Here is a 20,171-nt window from a genome sequence, read left to right as displayed (position 1 = left end):
TTTATCGCTACTGTCTTTTTAGCCAAAATAAAGGATGATATACTTAGGATATTGGAACGAACTGATTGACGTTTTAAGCGGGTTTCGGTACAGTGAAATTAGGTGTGAATTGGAGGATGGAAAGATGAAACCAATTGAAATAGATAAAGTCCAGACTGTTCTGGACGCGTATACGAATAAAAGCGTATATGTACATTTAGAAACGACAAATGGTGCATATGCAAGTCATTTTAATGACCAGGCATACAATGTTGGAGCGTATATACGCAATGCAAACGTCGTATTTACGCAAGCGAAGCTGGTCGGTGACGGTAAAGTTTATCGTGCAGGTTTAAAAATGGAAATGGGTTGGATATACGCAGAAGGGCTGACAGACTGGGTAATGCATGAAGGGACAAAACTATTGCTAGCAGGTCACGATCGTGAAGGCAGATTGATGGTTTCCCTGGAAATTAGTGAAACACCTTTTAACTATTAAATTAAATTATGAAAATAGGTGAACAGAATGGAAAAACATGTTGTCGTTATATATCCTCATCCTGATGATGAATCATTTGGTGCAGCTGGGTCGATTGCCAAATTCCGTGAACAGGATGTGCCCGTTACATATTTATGTGGAACGTTGGGAGAGATGGGAAGAAACATGGGTAACCCAACGTATGCCAATCGGGAGACATTGCCAGTTATTAGAAAAGAAGAGTTAATTAATGCGTGTAAAGCGCTGGATGTGGATTTAAAAATGCTTGGATATCGTGATAAGACGCTTGAATTTGAAGACCGTAGTGAAGTAGCAGCAAATCTAAAACAGATTTTGGATGAAATCCAACCAAGTCTTGTCATCACGCATTATCCGGAACATGCGGTACATCCCGACCATAATGCATTAGGGGCAGCTGCAATAGAAGCAGTTCGCTTAATGGATTCTAATCAACGTCCGGTTGTTTGGGCTCAAGCAATTACAAATAATTATTATGATGTACTCGGAAAGCCGGATATCCGAAACGATATTAGCGACTTTTTTGAAAACAAAATGGAAGCAATTCTTTGTCATGATTCACAGGCTGCAGGTGTACTTGGACAATTTAAACATATCGATAAGTTGGAAAGCGAAATTCAGGAAGATATTAAAGAAAGATTCAGTAAAGAGGAATTTTACACGTGGAAGTTTGAAGACTAATTCTTTCCCCTTGCAGAAAAGCTGCAGGGGAATTTTTACCTTTAGGAAACTTTTTGGCGAAGTGAAACGTATATATGTTTATAGAGTGTAAACTTTAGGGGAAATATAACAAAAGAAGGAGGATGAGCAGATGAAGCGGTTGTACCGTTCAACTTCAAATAAAATGATGTCAGGAGTACTGGGGGGACTTGGTGAGTACTTTAATATTGATGCGACGCTATTGCGATTAATATTTGTAGTTTTGCTGATTCCTAGTTTTATGACGTTTGCCCTGGTATATTTGGTTGCGGCCTTAATCATACCTAAGGAAGAGGAGATTTACTGATGATTTTGAGATGGATTGTATCACTTGTTTTAAATGCAATTGCCTTAATTGCTGTGGCGCAACTGTTTGATTCCTTCCATTTAGAGGGCTTTGGAACAGCACTATTAGCAAGCTTCATTCTAGCTATCTTAAATATATTGGTTAAACCAATTTTAATTATATTGACATTACCAATTACCATACTAACACTTGGGTTATTTCTAATCATTATTAATGCTATAACGCTGATGTTTGCTCAGGCGTTAATAGGTTCCTCATTTGTAATCGACGGGTTTGGTATAGCCATTATTGCATCTATTGTCATTTCTCTGATTAGCATGCTTTTGAACAGTCTTATAAAAGATTCCCTCAAAGGATAAAAACGTAGGCTCATGCCTACGTTTTTTCCTTGGCATATGCTAGAATATATATCAGTTAGCATGTCCAGGTTAATGATTGGAGGAGTTTTTAAATGGCAGCAGTTGTCCGCACAAAAGATTTACTGGAAAATTTCAATCTTGTTTTAATAGCAGGAGAGGATGGGATCAACAGAGAAATTATTACAAGTGATATATCACGTCCAGGTATTGAAATGACAGGTTATTTTAAATATTATCCAAAAGAACGTCTCCAGTTAATCGGGAAAACCGAAATGACTTACTTCCTTGATTTAAATGATGAGCAGAAAAGGGATCGAGCGAAAAATCTTTGTACGGATATTACTCCGGGAATTGTCGTTTCCAGAGGAATGGATATTCCAGAGATTTTAATCGAAGAGTCGAATAAGTCTGGTGTTCCGATATTGCATTCACCGAGGAAAACGACTCGTGTCATCAGTAGACTTACCAATTATTTGGAAGCAAAATTTGCCCCGTTTACTGCCATACATGGAGTTTTGGTAGATATCTATGGGGTTGGTGTATTAATTATTGGCCAAAGTGGAGTAGGTAAAAGTGAAACAGCATTGGAACTTGTAAAACGTGGACATCGCTTGGTAGCTGATGACAATGTGGAAATTCGCCAGGAGGATTATGATAGCCTGATTGGAAATTCCCCTCCACTAATTGAACATTTATTAGAAATTCGCGGGTTGGGAATCATCAATGTAATGACATTATTTGGTGCCGGTTCTGTCCGCAGTAAAAAAAGAATTTCCCTCGTGATTAATCTGGAAAATTGGGATGAGAAGAAACAATATGATCGTCTAGGTCTTGATGAAGATACAATGAAAATCATGGATGTGCATATACCGAAAGCAACAATCCCTGTTCGGCCAGGAAGAAACCTTGCTGTTATTATTGAAGTTGCAGCAATGAATTATAGATTGAAGGGGATGGGCGTCAATGCAGCTGAGGAATTTTCAGACCGTTTGACAACCATGATTGAACATGAACAAAAAGACTGACAAGTAGGAGTGATTTTCTTTGTTATACAGTGCACCTCCATTAGACAGGGTATTTCTTGAATTAGGACCCTTAACAATCTATTGGTATGGATTAATTATTGCGTTTGGGGCGTTGATAGGGGTTTATTTGGCTACAAAAGAGGCAGATCGTCTCGGATTGAAAAAGGATTTACTTATTGACTTTATCGTATTCGCAGTTCCGATTGCGATTATTTGTGCACGTATTTACTATGTTGTTTTTGAGTGGGAAAGGTATGCAGATGGACCATGGTGGAGTATTTTTGCCATCTGGGAAGGAGGAATTGCCATCCACGGGGCAGTTCTTGGCGGTGTATTGACAGCAATTGTCTTTTCAAAAGTGAGAGACGTTCCATTTTGGCAATTGGCAGATATTGTAGCTCCAAGTTTGATCCTTGCACAGGCTATTGGACGCTGGGGAAATTTTATGAACCAGGAAGCACATGGAGGACCGATTGCTCAATCTACATATGAAAGTTTTCATCAATATTTACCTGACTTTATCATGAACCAGATGATAATTGATGGTGTGATGTATCATCCGACATTTTTATATGAATCCGTTTGGAATATTCTCGTTTTCACTCTCCTTCTACTAATAAGAAAGTATAATCCGTTGCGTGGGGAAATATTCCTGAGCTATGCCATATTTTATTCCATTGGCCGCTTCTTTATCGAAGGACTTCGTACAGATAGTTTGTATGTATTTGGTGAAATACGGACTGCACAATTAATTTCCATTTTGATGATTGTCGTATCGATTATCTTCATTATTTATCGACGGAGAACGGTAACAGTAAGATACAATGATATTCCAATTCCTGAAAAGAAGAAATCCAATCATAATACTAAAAAGAAACGAAAAAAGAAGAAAAAATAGCACAAACTTTTACATTGAAAGAGAGGTAGTAAGATGTCCGGAATATTATACCGAGGTCTACAACAGGGCTTTAACACGACATGGACCTTGGGGAAAGTAATTTTTCCTATTACATTGATTGTTACTATTTTACAATTTACCCCTGTATTACCGTGGATTATTCGTTTATTAGCACCTGTAATGGGTTTGATTGGTTTGCCAGGAGAAGCAGCAGTTCCATTAGTACTTGGAAATACACTCAATTTATACGCAGGGATAGCGGCTATCCTTTCATTTGAGTTCACAGTAAAAGAAGTATTTATTCTTGCAGTCATGCTTTCATTTTCACATAATTTATTTGTGGAATCTGCTGTGGCAACAAAAGTAGGTGTTAAATGGTGGGTTATTATCGGCATTCGTGTCGGACTTGCACTGGCAGCGGCCACAATCATCAACCTCATATGGCATGGTGGCGCTGAAATGGCACAGTACGGTTTTGTAACTGCAACGGAGGTTGTCCTAAATGGATGGGGAGAAATTGCGTTACATGGCATGCAAACAGCTTTAATTGCTATCTTGCAATTAGCACTAATTGTTATTCCACTAATGGTCATTATGCAATATATGCGTGAGCTAGGGTGGATGAACGCGATGTCCAATAAGCTTGCTCCATTCTTAAAGATTCTTGGAATGGATAAGAAAGCATCAATGACAATGGTGGCAGGTTTAACAATTGGATTGGCATATGGTGCAGGACTAATGATTCAGGCAGTAAAAGAGGATAATGTATCAAAGAAGGATATGTATCTTGCCATGATTTTTCTAGTATCCTGTCATGCTATTGTCGAAGATACACTCATATTTATTCCATTGGGTATACCAGTATTGCCATTACTAATCATACGTTTAACAACAGCAATCCTGCTCACAATGATAATCGCATTTGTCTGGAACAGTAAAGAAAGAAGGAAAAGAAAGGGAGCCTTACATGAGCATTCGTACAATTCTCTTTGATCTGGATGGAACATTAATCGACACAAATGAATTAATTAATGCTTCATTCCGGCATACATTTGAACACTATAAGCTAGCATTTACACCAGATGAAATCCTGGAGTTTAATGGTCCGCCTCTCATTGAGACATTTCAAAAGATTGATCCGGAAAAAGCGGATAGGATGGTTGCAACCTATCGTGAACATAACTTGTCCGAACATGATAATTATGTAACTGCTTTTCCACAAGTAATCGAGACGTTGGAAGAACTTCTAAAGCGAGAAATAAAACTTGGAATAGTCACGACAAAAATGACAAAATCAGTAAATATGGGATTAACACTTACGGGTTTGGATCGCTTTTTCGATACGATCATTACATTTGATCATGTCAGCCGACCGAAGCCACACGCCGAACCAGTATTAAAGGCAATGGAGTCTTTACAGGCAGATCCAGCAACAACATTAATGGTTGGTGATAATCATCATGATATTGAGTCCGGGAAAAATGCAAATGTACAGACTGCAGGGGTAGCTTGGTCACATAAAGGAAAAGAGAGATTAATGGAATACAATCCAACCTATATGCTGGAACAAATGTCAGATTTGTTGAAAATTGCAGGTGTATAACGATGCGAAGAACCGAACGATTTAAGGTAGAAAGCTCTAATTCTTTATGGCAAATTTATCAAACTGTCCCGTTCTGGAAGGTTGTAAAGAACTTTATCGTGATTCAGCTTGCAAGATATACACCGTTTTTAAATATGAAAAATTGGTTGTACCGCGTTTTTCTGAAGATGAAGGTAGGGAAAGAGACATCTTTTGCCTTAATGGTGATGCCGGATATTATGTTTCCTGAAAAGATTACGGTCGGTCGTAATTGTGTCATCGGCTATAATACAACGATATTGGCGCATGAATATTTAATAAAAGAATATCGTATTGGGGAAGTCATTATTGGCGATGAAGTGATGGTTGGAGCTAATTCGACCATCCTTCCGGGTGTGACAATCGGAGACCATGCAATTGTTTCTGCAGGAACATTGGTACATAAAGATGTTCCTGCAGGTGCATTCGTTGGTGGTAATCCAATGCGATTAATTTATACGAAAGAAGAAATGGACAAGCGGGATTTAGATTAAATGAACAAGTAGGTGACATAAATGGATATACCATCTGGGATATTACCCGCAATAAGAAAAATGAAAGACTTTGACAGTGCATTGGAAACAAGTCATGATTCTATTGTAATTCTTGAATCAAGGCTTGTTCAGATAGGAAGTTTGGTCGAGTACGCTAGGAAAGCCAATAAGAAGGTTCTGATTCACTTTGACTTAATACAGGGTTTGAAATCAGATGAATTTGGAATGGAGTTTTTAATTCGTGTAGTTAAACCCGATGGTATACTATCCACTAGAGGGAATGTTATTAATCTGGCAAAAAAACATAAACTTTTAGCCATTCAACGAATCTTTCTTTTAGATAGTCTTGCCCTTGATCATAATTTAAAGCTGGTTGAAAAGATAAAACCGGATTGTATTGAAGTATTGCCGGGACTCATGCCTACAATTATTGAACAAATCGGTCAGCAAACAACTATTCCAATAATAGCCGGTGGACTGATAAATAGTGTAGGAGAAGTGCAAGCAGCGATGCAAGCTGGTGCTGTAGCGGTATCCACATCGAATAAGAACCTATGGAGCTTCTAGAAATTTCATGAACGATTAAGAATAATTAAAATATATTGACAACGTTTTCATTGCAAGTTAAGATAAAGAACAAGTTAATTAATGGTGGAGACTTGGAGACCTGTATTTCGATCGTACTCTTATAAAGAGTATGTCTATTGAAGTGTGGGTCTTTTTAATGTCAGCTTTTTAGCTGAGTTAGTTGAGACGATGATTTTTTGGGGATGGAATCGTCGGAGGAGTCGTATTAAATAGTACGAAAGCAGAAGGGGTTAGCTGGGTCGTCATCATTATTGGTTGGAGACTTGCTGTTACAATGGTGGTATATATGGAGCTTTATTTTATCAAGCAATCTTTTCAGGGAATAATTCGGTACTGTTTTGGGTATGAAGGATACTAATATTATACTTTTAATTGGAGGAGTAAATGTGAGCTTAAAAGAGCGAGCAATTGCAGATATAGTGAACCAAAAAATCGTGTTAGGGGAATTTTAAAATGACAGAAAAATTTATTTTATCCTTAGATCAAGGTACAACAAGTTCACGGGCAATATTATTTAATCATGATGGGAAAATCGTGGAGACTGCTCAAAAGGAATTTGAACAATTCTTTCCGAAGCCTGGTTGGGTGGAACATGATGCAAATGAAATATGGACCTCTGTTTTGGCTTGTATCGCAGATGTATTGCGCAAGGCTGATATTGATCCAAGTCAAATTGCTGGAATTGGTATTACGAACCAACGTGAGACGACGGTCGTCTGGGATAAAAATACTGGTAAACCGATTTATAAGGCAATTGTCTGGCAGTCACGTCAGACAGAAGAAATTTGTAAAGAATTAGCCGAACAAGGCCATCAGGACTTAATTAGGAAAAAAACTGGTTTGTTAATAGACCCATACTTTTCAGGTACGAAGGTGAAATGGATTCTTGATCATGTGGACGGTGCAAGAGAAAAAGCTGAGAATGGCAATCTATTATTTGGAACGATGGATAGTTGGCTCGTTTATAAGCTTTCTGGTGGAAAAACGCATATTACCGATTATTCCAATGCATCAAGGACATTGATGTTTAACATCTATGATCTTAAGTGGGACGAGGAACTTTTGGAAATATTAACCGTACCTAAGAGCATGCTTCCTGAGGTTCGGCAATCCTCTGAAGTATATGCCACAACGGTAGGATACCATTTCTTCGGGCATGAAGTGCCAATTGCAGGTATTGCTGGAGATCAGCAAGCAGCATTGTTTGGCCAAGCATGCTTCGAAAAAGGGATGGCAAAGAATACGTATGGAACTGGTTGTTTCATGTTAATGAATACCGGAGTAAAACCTGTCCAGTCTGATCATGGTTTATTAACCACATTAGCATGGGGAGTAGATGGTAAGGTGGAATACGCATTGGAAGGTAGTATTTTTGTTGCAGGGTCTGCTATCCAGTGGTTACGCGATGGACTGAAAATAATTGAATCAAGCCCACAAAGTGAAGACTTTGCGACAAAGGTGGACTCTACAGATGGTGTATATATGGTACCTGCGTTTGTTGGATTGGGAACTCCTTATTGGGATAGTGATGCAAGGGGCGCAGTATTTGGGTTAACAAGAGGTACAACAAAAAACCACTTTATCCGTGCGACATTGGAGTCACTTGCATACCAGACGAAAGATGTGTTGGATGCAATGATTGCTGATTCTGGAATTGATTTGAAAACGCTACGTGTCGATGGGGGTGCAGTGAAAAATGATTTTCTCATGCAGTTCCAGAGTGATATTCTTGGTGTACCTGTTGACCGACCGGTGGTACAGGAAACAACGGCACTTGGAGCAGCTTATCTTGCTGGATTAGCAGTTGGTTATTGGGCAGATAAAGATGAGATTGCGAAACAATGGTTGAATGAACGTACTTTTACAAATGAAATGGACGATGAACAGAGTGAAGATTTATACGCTGGGTGGCAAAAAGCGGTAGCGTCAGCAAGGTCGTTTAAATAGTTCCATATACTAGGGAGATATGCTATACTTAATATAAGTTAATAGGATTTGGACGGAGAAATGGAGTAACCGCAGACGACTAGTACAATTGTGTACTGGTGTGTTTGCGGTTTTTTGTTTCTCTTATTACATGATTGCTTTAAACAGGGTAAATATAGGTAGAAGTAAAAGACTATTAATAGGGAGTGTGTGGAAATGACTTTATTTTCAAGCCATCATCGATATGATATTTATAATAAATTGGAAAATGTTTCACTTGATCTGTTAGTAATCGGCGGAGGAATCACAGGAGCGGGTATTTCACTTGATGCGATAACAAGAGGTCTAAAAACAGGATTAGTGGAAATGCAGGACTTTGCCGCGGGAACATCAAGTCGTTCCACAAAGTTGGTGCATGGGGGACTACGCTACCTACAGCAGTTTGAAGTGAAAATGGTAGCAGAGGTAGGGAAGGAAAGGGCAATCGTATATGAGAACGGACCACATGTAACAACACCGGAATGGATGCTACTTCCCTTTCATAAAGGAAGTACACTTGGACCATTAACATCGAATATTGGTCTCCGGGTATATGATTTTCTGGCAGGAGTGAAGAAAGAGGAACGCCGTTTAATGTTCAAACCGGATGAAGTGCTAAAGAGAGAGCCACTCCTAAAAAGTAAAGATCTACGGGGAGGCGGCTATTATGTAGAATATAAGACAGATGATGCCCGACTGACGATTGAAGTCCTAAAAAAAGCAGTGGAGCATGGCGTTCATGCAATGAATTATGCCAAGGTAGTAGAATTTATTTATGATGTATCAAATAAAGCTTGTGGTGTTATTGTGGAGGATCAGATTAGTGGTAATACACATAAAATTTATGCAAAAAAAATTATAAATGCTGGTGGCCCCTGGGTAGATGAAGTAAGGGAGATAGATGGGTCAAAACATGGGAAATCCTTACACTTAACGAAGGGTGTCCATTTGGTATTTTCAAAAGACATCTTTCCGTTACAGCAAGCAATTTATTTCGATGCTCCGGATGGTCGAATGATTTTTGCTATTCCCCGTGACAACATTACATATGTAGGTACTACAGATACGACCTATGAGGGTGACATCGCCCACCCGTTGATAACGGAAAAGGATCGTGATTATTTACTCGATGCAATTCAATATATGTTTCCGTCACTAAAAATAACGGCTGAAGATGTTCATTCGAGTTGGGCTGGATTACGACCGCTTATTGCTGAAGAGGGAGCAACAAGTCCAAGTGAAATTTCCCGTAAAGATGAAATATTCATATCTGATTCTGGATTGATATCGATGGCTGGCGGTAAGCTTACTGGTTATCGAAAAATGGCGGAACAAGCAGTGGATACAATTATCAACCAATTGAAAGATGAAGAGGGAATTCTGTATTCTAGAAGTGAAACGAAACACTTGCCCATTTCCGGTGGGGATGTCGGTGGGTCTGAAGGTTTCGAGAAATACAAGAAGCGGAAAATAGAAGAAGGTGTTCGTTTAGGGCTTAACAGAGATATAGCTGCCCAAGTCGTACAAAGATATGGTTCCAATATCGATACCTTTTTTGAAATATATCATCATAAATATGCCGAAGCAAAAAACGAAAAGATTGATCCAATCGTTTTTGCAGAAGTAAATTATTCGATTGATTATGAATTAGCATATAAACCTGTTGATTTTTTTGTGCAAAGAACGGGTGCATTATTTTTCGACAGAGATTGGGTTGAAACGCACTGTCAAGATGTGATCAATTATTTGACAAAAACCTTTAAATGGAGTGTAGAACAGCAATATCGTTATACGGCTGAATTGAAGCAACTTCTGGAAGAGTCAGTAACCCCTGTGAAATAATATATCCATATCATAGAAAAAAGCCAATCAGCCAAGCTTGGCTTTTTCTATCGCCTAAATTTTGCATTTCCTTCCGTCCTATGTTATTAGCGGTAAATATATGGTATACTTTTGACGAATGTTGCGAATTTAGGGGGATATCCATGCACGCTAAAGATAAGGAAATCAAAACAAATAACATTATCCCTTTTATTCCTGAGGGTGATTTTTATTTTACTAAAGGTGTAGAAGCTTTTCAAAAAAGAAAATTTGATATAGCTATTAAATGGATGAAAAAGGCTACTGACATGAAGCCCGATGAACCATTGTATAAATGTCAAATGTCCATTATATATACTGAAATTGGATCATATCATGCTGCAAATCAACTGTTAACAAGCGTCCTACAATCAAGTGATTATATGGATTGTTATTACCTGATTGCAAATAATTATGCGCATCTTGGTTTACTGAATGATGCCAGGAAATATGCGGATTCATATCTTGACAAAGAACCAGATGGTGATTTCAGCGACGAAGCAAGAAGCTTGCTGGAATTAATCGACATCGATGAAGAAGACGATGAAGATTGGACGCTTGAGGATGAAGATGAGCTATTAATTTATCAGGAAACCGCTTTTCATCATCTTGAGAATATGGAATGGGAGAAAGCACTTCCGATTATCGAAGAAATGATGACAATCTTTCCGGAACACAGTATGGCTAAACATGATTATACACAAGCTTTGTTCTTTACCGGACGTGAACAGGAAGCAATTGATATGGAAGAGGAAATTTTACAAGAGAATCCCAATTCTCTATATAGCCATATAAATTTGGCGTTGTATTATTATGAAAAGAATATAAAAGAGGAATACGAAAATCATATTCAGGCATTAATAAATATATATCCAATTCATGAACAACAAAAATTACGAATCGCTGTTACTTTGGCGAGAACTGGTTTTCATCAGGAAGCCTATGCGCGCTTCCGTATGCTCGCAAAAGAGAAGTTGAACAGCCACGTATCTTATTTTAAGTGGTATAGTGTGACGGCATATCAGAATGGGGACCCTGGTAAAGCGCTCACAATTTGGGAAGAAGGCTGCAGAAGGCATCCGAAACTTTCCAAAGAGGAAGGACCTTGGATATAAAGCTGTGAGCAGAAAAATAGACGGATAGGATCAAATTAATTACACTAGCTGTAGTACTACTAATAGAAGAATGAAGGGGCGATTCAAATGTCCGAAGAACGTATGTATGATGTAATTATTGCGGGAGCAGGACCTGCAGGTATGACAGCAGCAGTGTATGCTTCACGAGCAAGTTTAGATACACTAATGCTGGAGCGTGGTATTCCCGGTGGACAAATGGCAAATACAGAAGATGTAGAGAACTATCCTGGATTCGATCATATATTAGGACCGGATCTTTCCAATAAAATGTATGATCATGCCAAAAAGTTTGGCGCAGAATATGCCTATGGTGATATAAAAGAAGTTATTGATCATGGAGATCATAAAACAATTATCACAAGCAGTAAAGAGTATCAAACAAGATCACTAATTATAACTACCGGTGCACAATATAAAAAATTGGGTATCGAAGGTGAAGAAGAGCTTGGTGGACGTGGCGTTTCCTATTGTGCCGTTTGTGATGGAGCGTTTTTCAAACAAAAAAATCTTGTCGTTATTGGTGGAGGAGATTCTGCGGTTGAAGAGGGAATCTACCTAACCCGTTTTGCGGATAAGGTTACAGTTGTTCACCGACGCGATGAACTTCGTGCACAAAAGATTATTCAGCAGCGTGCATTTGATAATGAAAAAATTAACTTTATCTGGGACACGGTTATTAATAAAATCAATGGTCCAGAAGGAAAAGTAAGCAGTGTAACGCTTCAAAATAAAAATTCTGGTGAAGTATACGATTTTGATGTGGACGGTGTTTTCGTCTATATTGGTATGGTTCCTTTAAGTGAACCATTTAAGTCACTGGGTATTACAAATGATGAAGGTTATCTACCGACTAATGAACAAATGGAGACTAGTATACCAGGGATTTTTGCTGCGGGAGATATTCGCGAGAAAACACTTCGACAAATTGTGACAGCAACGGGTGATGGGAGTATTGCTGCAGAAGCTGCAATAAAGTATGTAGAGGAATTGGCAGAAGAATTGAAAGCAGCAAAATAAATAAAAAATGTGTAAAAAAATTTACTAAGAGTAATTGCTTTTTAATCGTCCTGTAATACATTCGAAACATAAATGGGGTACACTATAAATAACTAATTGACCCCCTTTTAATAGATAAATTAGTTTATTGCACAGGTGAATGTCACCTGTGCCTTTTTTATGGATTCATCTTGTCCCAATTTGTCGAAGGGATAAAATCGTATTTCATACCCTTGTTGGAAGCGAACCGTTCATAGTATAATGAAGGTGGAATAACATTTAATATGGTGAACAATTGTGAATACAGTCTTTGCTGATATGCAATATGTATAGAGAAACTTTAGTAATTTGATTACAATGTCTTCGTCGCTTTGAGATGTTTAGAAGGGGAGTAAACAATATGAGTAATGAACACGAAACAAAATTGGTTATTATAACAGGTATGTCAGGTGCCGGTAAAACGGTTGCCATCCAGAGCTTTGAAGATTTGGGATACTATTGCGTGGATAACCTGCCCCCAGCATTATTGCCGAAATTTCTAGAACTGATGAAGGATTCCACCAATAATATACGCAAAGTAGCATTGGGAATGGATTTACGTGGGCGTGAATTCTTTGATTCACTAGTTGAAGCTTTGGGTATATTAGGTCGTGAAGATTGGCTACAAGAACACATTCTGTTTCTGGATGCAAAGGATGAAGTATTGGTTTCACGATATAAAGAAACGCGACGCTCTCACCCTCTTTCTACTGGAGGTCTCCCATTAAACGGGATTACCCAGGAACGGGAAATTTTGGATGAATTAAGGGGACGTTCTCAACGAATAATTGACACAACGGCTTTAAAACCACGAGACTTGCGAGAGAAAATATTAAAAAACTACTCCGAAGAAAAACAGGAAATATTTTCTGTTCATTTTCTATCTTTCGGTTTTAAATATGGTTTGCCTATCGATGCTGACTTGGTTTTTGATGTACGCTTTCTTCCAAACCCTCATTACGTTGCCAACCTTCAACCTTTAACAGGTTTGAATCAAGAAGTTGCATCCTACGTATTTAAATGGTCCGATACACAAAAATTCAATGAAAAAGTTCTCGATTTGTTAAAGTTTATGCTTCCTCAATATAAAAAAGAGGGGAAATCCCAACTGGTAGTAGCGATTGGATGTACGGGCGGACAGCACCGTTCCGTAGCATTATCAGAGTTTTTCGCAAGAGAGCTAACCTCCAACTATATTACTCATGTAAGTCATCGGGATATTGATAAAAGAAAGGGACATTAATATGAGTAAGCAGAAGTTGCCACGAGTAGTTGTTATTGGTGGAGGAACTGGTATGCCTGTATTATTAAGAGGTCTTAAAAATCTGCCAATCGAACTTACCGCACTTGTGACGGTTGCAGATGATGGAGGCAGTACAGGAAGAATAAGAAATGAAATGGCAATTCCAGCTCCGGGAGATATACGAAATGTAATTGCAGCATTATCTGATGCAGAGCCGATGCTATTGGAATTATTTCAACACCGATTCTCTGAGGGGAATGGGCTCTCTGGGCATTCAATGGGTAATTTATTGCTTGCTGCAATGACTTCGGTAACTGGAAATTTCAATACGGGCATTAAAGAAATTTCGCGTGTGCTGAACGTAAAGGGTAAAATTTATCCAATCTCTAATGAGAACATGTCTCTTCATGCCGAAATGGAAGATGGTACAATTGTGTCCGGAGAATCTAGTATTCCACTCTCTAATAAGCGTATTAAACGTGTATTTATAAGACCACAGCCAGTGAAGCCACTACCTAATGCTGTTAGAGCGATCGATGCAGCAGATCTCGTTGTCATTTCACCAGGAAGTCTTTATACAAGCATTATGCCAAACTTAATCATTCCTCAAGTTAAAGAGGCGCTTCGAGATACGAAAGCTAAAGTTGTATATGTCTGTAATGTAATGACACAGGCAGGTGAAACGACCGGATATTCTGCATCAGACCACGTACGTGCTATAAGTGATCATATTGGTAGTGAATGCCTTGATGCAATTGTCGTGAATAACGAAGTAATCGATAAATCCATTCGCGCTGTTTATGCAGAAGAAAATGCCGAACCCGTTGAATACGACATGGAACGGCTGATTGATATGGGACTGGAGATTATTGAAGGGGACATTATTGACCACACTCAATTTATGTTGCGACATGATAATAATAAAATAGCTAAATTACTGTATTCCGTTATGGAAAATAGATAGATAATATATCTTAGAATTTTTAGTAAAGGGGGAGTCTAAATATGTCCTTTGCTTCCGAAATTAAAAAGGAACTAACAACGATGGAAATCGAAGAGTGTTGTAAATTTGCAGAGCTTGCAGCATTAATCCGTATGAATGGAGCAGTCTCCCTTTCAAGACAGGAGTATTCACTTGATGTACAAACCGAAAATGCTGCGATTGCAAGAAGAATCTATACGTTAATCAAATCCAGCTATTCACTGCCTGTGGAGCTTCTTGTTCGAAAAAAGATGAAACTAAAGAAGAATAATGTATATATTGTTCGGATGAAAGAGGATGTGGAGCAATTTTTGAAGGACCTCGATATTATCCGTGATCATTATACAGTTGTAAGAACTATTTCCAAGAAATATTTGGATAAGACGTGCTGTAAAAGGGCCTACTTACGTGGGGCTTTTCTCGCAGGTGGTTCTATCAATAATCCAGAAACGTCATCTTATCATCTGGAGATATCCAACTATTACCAGGTGCACAATGATGCATTATGCGAACTGCTAAATTCATTTAATTTGCGAGCACGCACATTGGAACGGAAGAATGGTTATATTGTTTACCTTAAAGAAGCAGAAAAAATTACGGAGTTTTTAAGTATCATTGGTGCAAATATTGCATTGTTTAAATTTGAAGACGTTCGGATTATTAGAGACATGCGAAATTCTGTTAATCGTCTCGTGAATTGTGAAACGGCAAACTTGAATAAAACAATCGGAGCTGCTTTCCGGCAAATAGAGAACATAAAATTTATTGATGAAACGGTGGGTCTGGACCAGCTTCCAGATAAACTTCAGGAAATAGCAAAACTGCGTGTTCAACATGAAGATGTTTCATTAAAGGAATTAGGGGAATTAGTAACAGGCGGCAAAATTTCCAAATCAGGTGTAAATCATCGGTTGAAAAAAATTGATGACTTTGCAGATCGAATCAGAAGTGGAGAAACAATTGTTAGATAATAGGGATAACAAATAGTTCATTTGATTATCTATTCGTGATATAATACTGATAATTTAAAGAATATAATGAATTAAAATAAAAAGGACAGTATGCTAGCTTCTTCTAGCTATTGTCGTATATTAATTTGATAGCGTTTCCTAAATAGGGGAGGATGAGTGACTTGGTAGAAAAGTCAATAACAGTTGAATTAGATACAGGATTGCAGGCAAGACCTGCAGCACAGTTTGTTCAGGAGGCTAATCGCTATTCTGCACATTTATTTCTGGAGAAAGGTGAAAAAAAGGTTAATGCTAAAAGTATAATGGGCTTAATGAGTCTCGCCATTACAAAAGGTGAAGTTATCAAACTGATTGCTGAAGGTTCTGATGAACAAGAAGCATTGGATCATTTGGCATCATTCGTTGAAAAGGAATAACCAAAAGAAAAAATCCCTTTCAGTTTAATGAAAGGGATTTTTTGCTATTATTTTTCTTCTTTTTCTTCCTTGCGTTGCAAGATCTGATCAATTAAACCATAATCAACAGATGCTTGAGCAGTCATGAAGTTATCACGTTCCGTATCACGTTCAATGACTTCAAGTGGTTGGCCAGTTTTTTCTGCCATAATTTCATTCATTCTTTTCTTGATTTCAATAATGCGTCTTGCATGGATTTCAATATCAGTAGCCTGACCTTGTGTACCGCCTAATGGTTGGTGTATCATAATTTCACTGTTTGGTAATGCATAGCGTTTGCCTTTTTGACCAGCAGTAAGTAAGAATGCACCCATAGATGCTGCCATACCGATGCAGATTGTAGATACATCTGGTTTGATGAAATTCATCGTATCGAAGATTGCCATACCAGCTGTGATTGATCCACCTGGTGAGTTAATGTATAAGGAAATATCTTTATCCGGATCTTCTGCTTCTAGGAAGAGTAACTGTGCAACGATTGAGTTGGAAACATTGTCGTCAATTCCACTTCCGAGTAAAATAATACGGTCTTTAAGTAAACGTGAGTAAATATCATATGCGCGCTCTCCACGGTTGGTTTGTTCGATAACTGTAGGTACTAAATTCATTTGTAAATCCTCCCTTAGTCTGTAACATTAAAATCCTTATATTTGGATATATTTTCATAATAGCTTAAAGGTCAATAAAGGTCAAACGAAAAGATTCACCTTTAGAAAAAAATATACTTTTTCATGATTCCCTTTTTTCATCTTTATAAACGTATTAGACTATATAGTTATTAACTTAACTTTCGCAGAGTGAAATTGACAAATAATCCTTGGTAGAATTAGGAGGGCTGGAGAAACACTGCTCAAGTTGACTTTGGATTAACTGTTTGCTTAGAGCAATTTGGATACATATAGACTCCAAGGCTTTTTTTCGTTCATTTTGCTGCTTATTATCATCGCATTTTCTATAAACTCCGAAGTAACTGCTGGTTGATTGGTTTCAATTAGTAACTGCTTTTCCCGCCGTCCGGGATCGCTCTGGGCGGATGCTTTCCGCGGGCACGGCCTCAGCCCCGAAGAGAAAACCACTCTTCTGGTCTTCGGACACGTGTTGTTCCCGCAGGAGTCACCGCCCGCCGCTCACCCGGACTGGTGAAGCTGTTTTAGCTATTAGCAAATGTAGTCATTGTCAGCAACCTTCTAACCAGCTCTGGGAAATATACGAAGACTCCTGCGGGAGAGAGGCATAGGTGAGACACTGAAATGCGCTAGCATGAAGGGGCTCACCAGCCGCCCGCGGAAAGCGAAGTATATTTCCCAGAGCGGTCGCTGAAAAGACATATCCTAGTTCGCAGTTTATCTCAACTCTGCTATGTTTAAAAAACAACAAGTTATGAAAATAGCCTTATTTTTACCAAGGTTATCAGGGTGATCATTTGAGAGATTCTAAGTTTAACCCAGCTAAACGTTTGAACTTTTTTTAGTGGTGCGAATGTGGAGTTATTAATTATACAGTGAATACTAAAAAAAGACTTGTTTCTAATCGCAAACGACGTTATAATAGTGAATGTGTCAAATTTAATCACATACATGCGCCCGTAGCTCAGTTGGATAGAGCACTGGTTTCCGGTACCAGGTTTGCCGGGGGTTCAAATCCCTCCGGGCGCGCTTAAATGAACGAGTTGGGACAAGAGAATGCATCATTTCTCTTGTCCTTTTCTCTAAACGAATCTATAACAATTTAATACCTTGCGGAGGGATGAGAATATGCTCTTGGACAGTCCATATAGGGAAGAAATTATTGAAACCGTTTTCGAGAAATCAAATTTTTGCTTTGTAGTAGTGGATAATCAGGGAATGCTGACATATTTAAATGATAATTATTGTGAATTTATAGATGTTGAGAAGGAAGAAGCTATTGGTAAACATGTGGAAGATGTTATAGAAAATACGAGAATGCACATCGTTGTGAAAACAGGTAAAGAAGAGATTGCGGATATCCAGTATATTCGGGGTAATTATATGATTGCTAATAGGGTGCCATTGTACGCAAACGGAAAAATCGTTGGGGCGGTAGGGACTGTTTTATACCGGGATACGAAAGAATGGATGAAAATGAATTCCCACATTAAAGATCTTTTACTAGAAATCGAACAATATCGAAAAAAACTAATCAATCAAAGTGGTGCCATCTATTCCCTACATGATATTGTGGGCAGTTCAGATCAATTGAACAAAGTGAAGGAAAAAATTAAAAAAGTATCTTCAGGCGATGTATCTGTACTCTTAAAGGGTGATAGTGGTACGGGAAAGGAATTGTTTGCCCATAGTATCCATCACTTAAGTGAGCGCAGTGCAAAACCATTTATAAAAATTAACTGTGCAGCTATTCCGGAAGAACTTCTGGAATCCGAACTGTTTGGCTATGTGGAAGGTGCTTTTACTGGAGCTGTAAAGGGTGGTAAACTGGGTAAATTTCAACTTGCTGACGGTGGAACACTCTTTCTGGATGAAATTGGTGATATGCCATTAAATGCACAGGTCAAGATTCTTCGTGTGCTACAGGAAGGAGAAGTAGAAGCCATTGGTTCGGAAAAAGTGCAAAAAGTCGATGTCAGGATTATTGCTGCAACGAACCAGCCATTAGAACAATTAATTGAAGAAAACCGTTTTAGAAAAGATTTGTTTTATCGGATCAATGTAGTTCAAATCAAGATTCCGCCATTACGGGATAGGTCAGAGGATATTCGAGTCATCGCAAACTATCTGCTTGGGAAAATAACCAGACGTTCCGGTAAAAGGGTGCTAGACTTTGATGAATCTGTAAAGGAATTTTTTCTGCAATATCAATGGCCGGGAAATGTGCGTGAACTCGAAAATGTAATTGAGTCTGCTGTGCATCTTACAAACTCTGATACGATTAAGCTAGAAGACCTTCCAGAACAAATGCAGGCCACTCCTTTTATTCTTAAGCAAGGAACGAGCTTAAAGGAAATCATGAACAGAACAGAGAAGCAAGCAATAGAACAAGCATTAAAAAAAGTAAACAATGATAGAACAAAAGCAGCAAAACTTCTTGGGGTTGGTAAATCCAGTTTCTATGAAAAACTGAAAAAGTACGGCTTGTAAATTTCCGGAATCTAGGAAAGAATTCCGGTTTTCTGGAAAAAGCATCATAAACCGCCTGAAGTAAGGGTTTACATTTAGCGAATAACCAAATCGAAACTTATTTTCCATCATTCCGGAAATAGGTTTTTTTATTTTTCATTTTTTTTGGCTATGGTAAAGTATATTCTTAAATAGAAAAAGTTGGCATGATTTTTGCTTGTATATAGGTGGAAGGGAGTGTGTGATATGAAAACAATTTATACAAGATTCGACGAAGCAGTAAAGGATATTAAAGACGGCTCTACAATCATGGTAGGTGGATTTGGACTTGTTGGAATACCGGAAAATCTTATTCTTGCACTGGTAGATTTACAAGTCAAACATTTGACGGTAATTTCCAATAATTGTGGTGTGGATGACTGGGGGCTTGGCTTACTCCTGAAGAATAAGCAGATTGATAAGATGATAGGATCCTATGTAGGAGAAAATAAAGAATTTGAACGTCAGGTACTTTCGGGTGAACTGGAGGTTGAGTTAACGCCTCAAGGTACATTGGCTGAAAGGATCCGTGCAGGTGGAGCTGGTATCCCGGCCTTCTATACACCAGCTGGAGTAGGAACACCGATAGCTGAGGGCGGGGAAGTTAGGCAATTTGACAATAAAGAATATTTACTTCAAACAGCATTAAAGGCTGATTTCAGTCTTATTCGAGCTGCTGTAGGAGATAAAGATGGAAATCTTATTTATAACAAAACTGCACAAAATTTTAACCCCATGATGGCATCTGCAGGAAAAGTTACGATAGCTGAGGTTGAACAATTAGTTGAAACCGGTACAATCGATCCGGATCATGTTCACACACCAGGAATATATGTACAAAGTTTAATTGAAGGAAAACAGGTGAAGAAAATCGAACGTCTGACAATCAGACAAGAAGCTTAA

General features: G+C 38.4%; 21 protein-coding genes, 1 tRNA gene and 1 pseudogene. 22 read left to right on the top strand and 1 reads right to left on the bottom strand.

The window, feature by feature from the left end; all coding sequences use genetic code 11:
• Positions 1-124 precede the first annotated feature (124 nt).
• The 19 genes and pseudogenes from ACHABU_RS04455 to ACHABU_RS04365 all read left to right on the top strand — a co-directional run bounded on the left by ACHABU_RS04455 (position 125) and on the right by ACHABU_RS04365 (position 16,095).
• Positions 125-478 (top strand): YojF family protein, encoded by a 354-nt coding sequence (locus ACHABU_RS04455; RefSeq protein ID WP_435762687.1) that lies wholly within the window; start codon positions 125-127, stop codon positions 476-478.
• Positions 479-505: 27 nt separating this feature from the next.
• The gene (gene bshB2, locus ACHABU_RS04450; RefSeq protein WP_435762685.1) at positions 506-1,177 is read left to right on the top strand and encodes a bacillithiol biosynthesis deacetylase BshB2; all 672 of its coding nucleotides are present in this window, start codon (positions 506-508) and stop codon (positions 1,175-1,177) included.
• A 130-nt stretch (positions 1,178-1,307) separates the two neighbouring features.
• Positions 1,308-1,502 (top strand): PspC domain-containing protein, encoded by a 195-nt coding sequence (locus ACHABU_RS04445; protein WP_435762682.1) that lies wholly within the window; start codon positions 1,308-1,310, stop codon positions 1,500-1,502.
• Positions 1,502-1,861, top strand: a complete 360-nt coding sequence (locus ACHABU_RS04440; RefSeq protein ID WP_435762680.1) for a phage holin family protein — start codon at positions 1,502-1,504, stop codon at positions 1,859-1,861. Before ACHABU_RS04445 ends, ACHABU_RS04440 begins: the two co-directional genes overlap by 1 nt.
• Positions 1,862-1,953: 92 nt before the next feature.
• Complete coding sequence (gene hprK, locus ACHABU_RS04435) at positions 1,954-2,886, top strand: HPr(Ser) kinase/phosphatase (protein WP_435762678.1); 933 nt, start codon at positions 1,954-1,956, stop codon at positions 2,884-2,886.
• 19 nt (positions 2,887-2,905) lie between these two features.
• Positions 2,906-3,784 carry a prolipoprotein diacylglyceryl transferase gene (lgt, locus tag ACHABU_RS04430; RefSeq protein WP_435762676.1) on the top strand — a complete coding sequence of 293 codons (879 nt, stop codon included), beginning with the start codon at positions 2,906-2,908 and terminating at the stop codon, positions 3,782-3,784.
• Between the two features lie 33 nt (positions 3,785-3,817).
• Positions 3,818-4,777, top strand: coding sequence for a nucleoside recognition domain-containing protein (locus ACHABU_RS04425; RefSeq protein WP_435762673.1), 960 nt, complete (start codon positions 3,818-3,820; stop codon positions 4,775-4,777).
• Positions 4,752-5,387, top strand: a complete 636-nt coding sequence (gene ppaX / locus ACHABU_RS04420; RefSeq protein ID WP_435762671.1) for a pyrophosphatase PpaX — start codon at positions 4,752-4,754, stop codon at positions 5,385-5,387. Before ACHABU_RS04425 ends, ppaX begins: the two co-directional genes overlap by 26 nt.
• 2 nt (positions 5,388-5,389) lie before the next feature.
• Positions 5,390-5,899 (top strand): acyltransferase, encoded by a 510-nt coding sequence (locus ACHABU_RS04415; protein WP_435762669.1) that lies wholly within the window; start codon positions 5,390-5,392, stop codon positions 5,897-5,899.
• Between the two features lie 21 nt (positions 5,900-5,920).
• Complete coding sequence (locus tag ACHABU_RS04410; RefSeq protein ID WP_435762667.1) at positions 5,921-6,466, top strand: glycerol-3-phosphate responsive antiterminator; 546 nt, start codon at positions 5,921-5,923, stop codon at positions 6,464-6,466.
• 189 nt (positions 6,467-6,655) lie between these two features.
• A pseudogene (locus ACHABU_RS04405) lies at positions 6,656-6,773 on the top strand (aquaporin); the annotation flags it as partial.
• Positions 6,774-6,940: 167 nt separating this feature from the next.
• Positions 6,941-8,434, top strand: a complete 1,494-nt coding sequence (glpK, locus tag ACHABU_RS04400) for a glycerol kinase GlpK (RefSeq protein ID WP_435762665.1) — start codon at positions 6,941-6,943, stop codon at positions 8,432-8,434.
• Between the two features lie 195 nt (positions 8,435-8,629).
• On the top strand, positions 8,630-10,294 hold the full coding sequence (locus ACHABU_RS04395) for a glycerol-3-phosphate dehydrogenase/oxidase (protein ID WP_435762662.1): 1,665 nt from the start codon (positions 8,630-8,632) through the stop codon (positions 10,292-10,294).
• A 143-nt stretch (positions 10,295-10,437) separates the two neighbouring features.
• On the top strand, positions 10,438-11,427 hold the full coding sequence (locus tag ACHABU_RS04390; RefSeq protein WP_435762659.1) for a tetratricopeptide repeat protein: 990 nt from the start codon (positions 10,438-10,440) through the stop codon (positions 11,425-11,427).
• 87 nt (positions 11,428-11,514) lie between these two features.
• Positions 11,515-12,465 carry a thioredoxin-disulfide reductase gene (gene trxB, locus ACHABU_RS04385; protein ID WP_435762657.1) on the top strand — a complete coding sequence of 317 codons (951 nt, stop codon included), beginning with the start codon at positions 11,515-11,517 and terminating at the stop codon, positions 12,463-12,465.
• 379 nt (positions 12,466-12,844) lie between these two features.
• On the top strand, positions 12,845-13,726 hold the full coding sequence (rapZ, locus tag ACHABU_RS04380) for an RNase adapter RapZ (protein WP_435762655.1): 882 nt from the start codon (positions 12,845-12,847) through the stop codon (positions 13,724-13,726).
• A gap of 1 nt (position 13,727) precedes the next feature.
• On the top strand, positions 13,728-14,690 hold the full coding sequence (locus ACHABU_RS04375; protein ID WP_435762653.1) for a gluconeogenesis factor YvcK family protein: 963 nt from the start codon (positions 13,728-13,730) through the stop codon (positions 14,688-14,690).
• A 41-nt stretch (positions 14,691-14,731) separates the two neighbouring features.
• Positions 14,732-15,679, top strand: a complete 948-nt coding sequence (gene whiA / locus ACHABU_RS04370; RefSeq protein WP_435762649.1) for a DNA-binding protein WhiA — start codon at positions 14,732-14,734, stop codon at positions 15,677-15,679.
• A gap of 161 nt (positions 15,680-15,840) precedes the next feature.
• Positions 15,841-16,095 carry an HPr family phosphocarrier protein gene (locus tag ACHABU_RS04365; RefSeq protein ID WP_435762647.1) on the top strand — a complete coding sequence of 85 codons (255 nt, stop codon included), beginning with the start codon at positions 15,841-15,843 and terminating at the stop codon, positions 16,093-16,095.
• Positions 16,096-16,142: 47 nt separating this feature from the next.
• On the opposite strand, the gene clpP is transcribed toward ACHABU_RS04365, so the two are convergent.
• Positions 16,143-16,742: an ATP-dependent Clp endopeptidase proteolytic subunit ClpP gene (gene clpP / locus ACHABU_RS04360; RefSeq protein ID WP_435762644.1), complete on the bottom strand. Its 600-nt coding sequence runs from the start codon at positions 16,740-16,742 to the stop codon at positions 16,143-16,145.
• Positions 16,743-17,713: 971 nt separating this feature from the next.
• Here clpP and ACHABU_RS04355 point away from each other — a divergent pair.
• The 3 genes from ACHABU_RS04355 (at position 17,714) to ACHABU_RS04345 (ending at position 20,171) form a co-directional block, all read left to right on the top strand.
• Positions 17,714-17,789: transfer RNA gene (locus ACHABU_RS04355), tRNA-Arg, on the top strand.
• A 99-nt stretch (positions 17,790-17,888) separates the two neighbouring features.
• Positions 17,889-19,250 (top strand): sigma-54 interaction domain-containing protein, encoded by a 1,362-nt coding sequence (locus ACHABU_RS04350; protein ID WP_435762642.1) that lies wholly within the window; start codon positions 17,889-17,891, stop codon positions 19,248-19,250.
• Positions 19,251-19,475: 225 nt separating this feature from the next.
• Positions 19,476-20,171 carry a CoA transferase subunit A gene (locus tag ACHABU_RS04345; RefSeq protein WP_435762640.1) on the top strand — a complete coding sequence of 232 codons (696 nt, stop codon included), beginning with the start codon at positions 19,476-19,478 and terminating at the stop codon, positions 20,169-20,171.

The organism is Oceanobacillus sp. CF4.6 (genome assembly GCF_051262635.1).
GTDB lineage: Bacteria > Bacillota > Bacilli > Bacillales > Amphibacillaceae > Oceanobacillus.
The sequence above is the reverse complement of the archived record's forward strand: the minus strand, read 5'-3'. Positions and strand labels throughout refer to the sequence as shown.